Below are 7,258 nucleotides of genomic sequence, written 5' to 3'. Positions count from 1 at the left end.
GGCATGGAGCCATGTCCGCATCGAACGCAGCGACAACAATACCCTCAAAGCCAACGTCAGCGTCTGCGACGACCACGGAACCGTGTGCGTGCAGATTGAGAACCTGCGATTCAGAAAGACAAAAAAGCGTATAGAGGTTGGGCTGTATTCAGTTGATTGGGTTGAAGCTGCCGCGAGTTCCGCGACAGACCATCTGCAAGGACGCTGGATCGTGATTGGCGGAGACGATCGCCGCGGCGATCTTGAGCACCTGGGGCTGGCGTGTTCCGAACTGAACCTTCCGGGCGGGGTTGATGTGTCTGCCGTCCGCAGCAGCTTGCGCGATGGATTGGGACTGGGGTCGATTGAAGGCATTCTGGATTTCAGATCGGTTGAGGCAAAGGGCTTTGCGGACCTCGGAGATGAGACGAGTGAGTTTGGTGCACCTGCCACAGCCCAGGCGATGACGCTATTGCAAGCGCTGCTGCTGGAGCAGATTTCTCCAGCTCATGGAGTGTGGTTCGTTTCGGATGGGGTATCAATGGAGGGCCACGCACTGCAGGCGATGCGGCGGACGGTTGCTCTTGAATTTCCTGAGTTGAAAACACATTTTGTCAGCCTTGAAGGAGGGGTCGGTGTTCGGGAGCTTGTTCGCGCGCTTGAGACGGGTGAGGCTGAGGTGCGTGCAAGCGGGAAGGAGTTGCTTGTCCCACGACTGATGCAGCAGAAGGAGGCGGCAGCGTCTCGAAATATGGATCTCATGCCTGGGGAAAGCGGTCTTATCGAAGACCTGCGTGCCGTTGAGGCTGCAAGAGTCGTCCCGCTGGATGATGAGGTTGAGATTGCCGTTGAAGCGCATGGAGTTAATTTTCGCGATGTAATGAATGCTCTTGGAATGTTGCCGGGGCTGTCGCAGAGAATGGGCGGGGAGTGCGCTGGCGTGGTTGAACGTGCAGGGAAGCGCAGCGGCTTTACGCGGGGTGAGCGGGTCTTCAGTTTTGCGGCCGGCGGCTTTCGGGATTTTGTGACTGTAAAGTCCTCGAACGTCGCTCGCGTTCCCGATGGCCTAAGCGGCGCAGAGGCGGCGGCACTGCCGGTCGCATATATGACAGCACTCTACGGCCTCGATCACCTGGCATGTATTCGCGAGGGCGAGACGGTGCTGATTCATGCGGCTGCTGGAGGACTGGGGCTGGCGGCGGTGAATGTAGCTCGCGCGCGGGGCGCGAAGATTATTGCTACCGCGGGAAGCGAGCGAAAGCGGGAGTATCTGCGCTCGCTGGGGTTGCAGGATGTGCTGCCTTCGAGGACGGCGGATTTTGCCGATGAGGTGATGCGGATAACGGATGGGCGCGGTGTCGACGTGGCGCTCAATTCGTTGACGGGCGTGCTTGCCGAGAGGACGTTGCAGGTGCTGGCGCATGGAGGAAGATTTCTTGAGGTGGGAAAGCGCGACACCCTGACCGGAGATGAGGCGCATGATCGCCGGCCGGATGTGCGGCACTTTCTCTGCGACCTTGGCGAGGAGGCGGAGAAGGACGCCGCACTGGTCCCCGCGCTTTTGCGCGAGATACTTGCATTGTTGCAACGGAAGATTATCGCGCCGCTTCCGGTGACGGAGTTCGACGATGCGAAAGAGGCGTTGAAGTTTATGGCGCAGGCGCGTCACATCGGGAAGATTGTTGTTGGCGGGCGAGAGGCAGACGGACGCAGATTCGTTGTGAGAGCGGACGCGACGTATATGGTGACCGGCGGGTTTGGGGGACTGGGGCTGCTTGTTGCCGAAGAGCTGGTTAAGGATGGCGCAAGACATATTGTTCTGGCCGGAAGACGGGAACCGGATGTGCATGCCCAGGCGGCCATCGGGCGGATGCGCGATCTGGGGGCGACGGTGAAGATTGCGCTGCTCGATATTGCCGATGCGCGTGGACTGGATGAGGCGCTAAGGCAAGTACCCGATGCCGCTCCGCTCAAAGGCATTGTGCATTGTGCGGGAGTGCTGGAAGACCACGGCTTTCTGGAGCAGACAGCCAAGGGGCTGCGGGATGTGATGCGGCCGAAGGCGATGGGGGCATGGAACCTGCACCGTGCTACCCAGGGTGTGGCGCTCGATTTCTTCGTGATGTTCTCATCGGCGGCCGCTCTCTTTGGATCTGCCGGACAGGCGAATTATGCCGCGGCCAATGCGGCGCTGGATGCGTTGGCGGAGCACAGGCGGAGTCTCAAACTGCCTGCGTGCAGTATTCAGTGGGGACCGTGGCGGTCGAGAGGGATGGCAGAGAGGATTAAGACGGACATCGACAAGGTTGGACTGAGCGAGATCGATGCTGGCGCGGGCTACGAGGCGATGAAGTCGGCCGTAGAAAGCGGGAGGGCCGTCGTTGCGGCAGTCGCTGTGTCCTCGTGGTCGAGGTTTGCGGGAGGCCGCCCAGCGAGCGCGAATGGCTTGCTGGAAGAGTTGGTTGAAGTACAGAACGTTGCAATTGAGAAGAAGCAAGGATTGACCGTAGAGATATTGAACGTCACAGAGAAAGACCGGCGCGAATTTCTTTGCGGGTATCTGCGCGAAAGAACGGTTGCGATTCTTTCGCTGGCGCAGAATACGCGAATCGATGAAGACGAAGCGCTCTACGACCTGGGGCTCGATTCGCTGATGGCGGTGGAGCTGCGCAATACGTTGGCGGCCGCGCTGGAGCGTCAGCTTTCGCCGACGCTGGTGCTTGATTATCCGACGTTGCGTACGCTGACCGATTATCTGTTGAGCGAAGTTGCTGGCGAGATGAAGCCGATTGAATCGGAGGTAGAGATACCGGAAGACATTCGAACGATCAGCGATGACGAGGCCGAGAAGCTGTTGCTTGCGGAGCTGGGAAGGCGGGGGCATGGAGCGCAACGATAGACCGGCGACAGTGGCGGCGAACGAAGCAGATGTGCTCTCGCCGGTGAAGCAGGCGCTGGTGGAGATACGCAGACTGCGCTCGGAGTTGGAAGAGTCCCGCCGCGGCCAGAGCGGGCCGGTGTCGATACTTGGAGTGGCAGTCCGGTTGCCAGGAGGGGTTGCGAGCCCTGAGAGGTTCTGGCAGGCGCTGGCCAGTGGTGAAGACCTTATCAGCACAGTTCCGCCGGAGCGTTGGGAGAGCCGCGCTTACTGGAGCGACGATCCTGACGAAGCCGGGAAGATGTACGACGTTCACGGCGGATTTATCGACGATGTGGATGCCTTCGATGCGGAGTTCTTCGGGATCAATGCTCGAGAGGCAGAGAGCATGGACCCGCAGCAGCGATTGCTTCTTGAGCTGACGTGGGAGGCGCTGGAGCGATCGGGCATCGATCCGCGCTCGCTGATGAATACGCAGACAGGTGTCTACATTGGAATGACAAACAGCGACTATGGACGCCGGTTGACATCGGATGTGCGAAAGATTGATGGGTATACGGGCGTAGGAGCTGCTGCAAGTATCGCGGCGGGACGCATTGCATATTTTCTGGGAACGCATGGGCCTGGGGTCGCTTTCGATACGGCGTGCTCTTCCTCGCTGGTTGCAGTGCACCAGGCGGTCCAGGGGCTTCGCAGGGGCGAGATTGATCTGGCGATTGTTGGCGGCGTCAACCTGATACTCACGCCGGAGATGAATGTTGGTTTCTCGCGTACGCGGATGCTGGCCCGCGATGGCCGCTGCAAGACGTTTGACGCTGCTGCGGACGGTTATGTGAGGGCTGAAGGCTGCTGCGTGATCGTACTGAAGCGCGAGACGGATGCGCGGCGCGATGGCAACCATGTGCTGGCGAACATCCTTGGCGCTGCGGTGAATCAGGATGGCCGCAGCGCAGGAATTACGGCCCCGAACGGTCCTGCGCAGGAGATGGTGATGCAGGCGGCGCTGTCGGATGCAGGTTTGTCTCCAGCGGCGGTGAGTTACATCGAAGCGCATGGCACGGGGACTCCGCTGGGTGACCCGATGGAGGTGCAGGCCATCGGTGCGGTTTATGCGGCTGAACGCGATGCCGCATCGCCGCTGCATATCGGCTCGGTGAAGACGAATCTCGGGCACACGGAGGCGGCGGCGGGGCTTACGGGACTTATCAAGGTTGTATTGATGATGCAACCGGGAAGGTCGATCGCTCCGCACCTGAACTGCCAGAACCCAAGTTCACAGATCGATTGGCAACGCTGGCGGATCAGGATTCCTGTTGAAGCGACCCGGTGGCCATCGGAGGAGGAGACGCACTTTGCCGGAGTCAGCTCGTTTGGATTCAGTGGAACGAATGCGCACGTGATTTTGGGGTCTGTGAAGGAGCAGGTTGATCGAAGGCGCGGCAGTGCCGATGCGCCCTCTCTGCTGTGTCTTTCAGCTGCGAACGATGCTGGATTGTGCGAGCTTGCGGAGAGGTATATCGCGTATCTGCGAAGTACGGAAGATGATTACGCGGAGATCTGCGCCGCGGTGGCGGTGGGCCGCGCCAGGCTGGGATCGCGACTTGCAGTTTTGGCGCAGAATGCCGCTTCCGCAGCGCAGCTTCTGGAGGGGTGGTTTGCTGGAGAGCAGTTGGAACAAGTAGCCGCGAATGTGCCGGGCGGCTCTGTGCCAGCATCGTTTCCGATTGCGGGAGTTGAATTTGTCGAGCATGGAAGTCTTGTGCCGTCGATCCTCGGAAACAATCCGGCAGTGTGTGCCGATCTTCCGACGTATCCGTTTCAGAGGAGACGCTTCTGGTTTGGTTTGCGGCCGGTTGATGAGCGACGGCAGCAGCGCGACGCGGCGTGGGAGATGGCCTGCATGGAGGCGGAGCGTCAGAGTCTTCTGGGGCCGCTGGGCTGGGACGTAGAGCACTACCCCGAACGCTGGGTTGCGCTCGAAGGCCTTACGCTTGCTCATGCCCGGAATCTCTTCGTGGCGTCAGGCGCTCTTTCGTCGGTACAACCTGCGAACCTCGATGAGGTGATGCAGTGTGGAGGGTTCCTGCCGATCTATCGGAAGATCGTCAGCCGCTGGCTTGAAGGGCTTGAGAGGCTTGGCAGCATCGTGCGGCAAGGAGATTCCTTTCAAGCGCGAGAAGGCTTTTCAGTCGTTGCTCTCGATGCGTATTGGACGGAAGCGGAGCGGTGGCTGTCGAAGGACGACGGCATACTTGTGTACCTGCGGCACTGCGGATCGCTGCTGGACGACGTGTTGAGAGGGCGTACGAGCGCGCTTGAAACGCTCTTTCCCGACGGTTCGTTTGCGCTGGCGGAAAACCTTTACGAGAACAATGTCGAAGCCAGATACCTGAATCCGATTGTTGGGTGCGCTCTGCGAAGCGCGGCGCGGGAACTTGGTCAACGGCGTACGGTGCGAATCCTTGAGATCGGTGGAGGCACGGGGGGAACGACTGCGGCGGTGCTGACTATGCTTCAGCGGGAGAACGTCGAGTACTTATTTACCGATGTCTCGGATCTTTTCCTCAATCGCGCGCGACGAAAGTTCAGCGAGTACCCATTTCTGAGGTTTGATTTATTCGATATCGATCGGGACGCTGAAGAGCAGGGCTTTCCGTTGGAGGGGTTTGATCTTATTCTCGCGGCCAATGTGATTCATGCCGCGCAGGATTTAGGCGCAGCTTTGGAACGGGTTCACAGGCTCCTGGTCCCTGGCGGAATGCTTGTGCTGCTGGAGACGACGCGCCATCACGCATGGTTCGACATGTCGACGGGTTTGATCGAAGGCTGGCAGCACTTTACCGATTCCGAGCGTGGCGACAACCCTCTGCTTCCAGTGGAGAGATGGCAGTCGCTTCTTGAAAGAAACGGGTTCTCCACAATGTCGGCCTTTCCTTCCGCGGACTCGAAGGCCTCTCAGATGGGGCAGCATGTGTTGCTCGCGCGGCGGGATGAGGATGCGAGACCGGTATCGCTGGAGAACCTGTCCGGACGAACAAGAGGACGCTTGCAGGCACAGGAAGCTGCTCTGGTATCGGCGGTAGCGATCGATTTGACGAACCTGGATGCGGATGAGCGCGCGCTGGCGATTTCAACGGCCGTTCGACAGGCAGTCTGCGATGTGTTCCGTCTTGAGGGCAAGCCGGACACGTTGGGTGATCGCGACCGGTTAAGCGATCTTGGCATGGATTCGCTGATCGCATTGGAGCTTCGCAGCGAGCTTGCGAAACGGCTGGGCTTGCAGGGGCGAATTCCGTCGACGATTGGATTTGACACTGGAACTGTTGGCGAGTTGTCGCGTGCGCTGGCCGGAATGTTTACATCGAGTCTGGCGGACGCAGAGAAGAATGTAGCGATGATGAGCTCATGCTCGACTGTCGATGGGACGGAGTATCTGACTGCCGAACAGGTGATGGAGCTCTCGGAAGAAGAGGTCGAACGGTTGCTGAAGGAACGTCTGAGCAGGCTATGACAGAGAAGATCAAATCCGACGCAGTGCTGTCGCCTCTTAAGCTGGCGTTTCTCGCACTGGAGCGCGCGCAGGCCCGCATTCGCGAATTGGAATCGTCTCAGCCGGAGCCGATTGCGATCGTTGGCATGGGGTGTCGCATTCCAGGCGGCGAAGGAGGAGTGGAAGACTACTGGAGACTTCTTCGCCAGGGAATCTCCGCAGTTGGCGAGGGTGTTGTCACCAGGCTTGCCGATTCGCTTCGCGACAGGCCATTGCCAGAGAGTGCGAAATATGCGGCGTTGCTGGAGCGGGTGGACCTGTTCGACCCGCGGCACTTTGGGATCTCTCCGCGCGAGGCGGTTGGTGTCGACCCGCAGCAGAGGCTTCTGCTGGAGGTGTGTTGGGAGGCGATTGAGGACGCCGGTATTGACCCGGAGAGTCTTTATCAGACGCAAACCGGCGTGTACATGGGGTTGTCGTCTCACGACTATGCGCAATTGCAGTTGCGCGGGGGCGACACGAATGCGATCAATCCTCACTTTGCTTCGGGAGTGGCGTCGAGCGTGGCGGCCGGGCGTATCTCCTATGTGCTGGGATTGAACGGGCCTGCGGTTTCGCTGGATACGGCGTGCTCTTCGTCGCTGGTGGCTGTGCACCTGGCGTGTGAAGGTCTCCGCAATGGCGAGTGTTCTGCAGCGCTTGCAGGCGGAGTGAATCTCATCTTGTCGCCTGAGCCGTCGATTGCTTTTGCTCAGGCCGGCATGCTCTCTGAGAGTGGAGTTTGCCGTGCCTTTTCGTCATCTGCGGATGGGTTTGTACGAGGCGAGGGGTGTGGAGTTTTGTTGTTGAAGCGCCGCGTGGAGGCTTTGCGGGATGGGGACCGTGTGTTGGGGTGGTTGTTGTCGAGCGCG

Annotated in this window: 3 protein-coding genes; all 3 read left to right on the top strand. The window is 59.6% G+C overall.

Annotated features, from left to right (window positions below; all coding sequences use genetic code 11):
• Positions 1-2,878, top strand: a 2,878-nt coding sequence (locus JSS95_07515) for an SDR family NAD(P)-dependent oxidoreductase (protein ID MBS1799661.1), incomplete at its 5' end; no start/stop codon positions are given.
• Entirely contained in the window at positions 2,862-6,368 is a 3,507-nt protein-coding gene (locus tag JSS95_07510; protein ID MBS1799660.1) for a methyltransferase, read from the top strand. The genes JSS95_07515 and JSS95_07510, both read left to right, overlap by 17 nt.
• Positions 6,365-7,258 (top strand): polyketide synthase (locus tag JSS95_07505; GenBank protein MBS1799659.1); only part of this gene is annotated, 894 nt, incomplete at its 3' end. The genes JSS95_07510 and JSS95_07505, both read left to right, overlap by 4 nt.

It is taken from the genome of Acidobacteriota bacterium (assembly GCA_018268895.1).
Taxonomy (GTDB): domain Bacteria; phylum Acidobacteriota; class Terriglobia; order Terriglobales; family Acidobacteriaceae; genus Edaphobacter.
The sequence above is the reverse complement of the archived record's forward strand: the minus strand, read 5'-3'. Positions and strand labels throughout refer to the sequence as shown.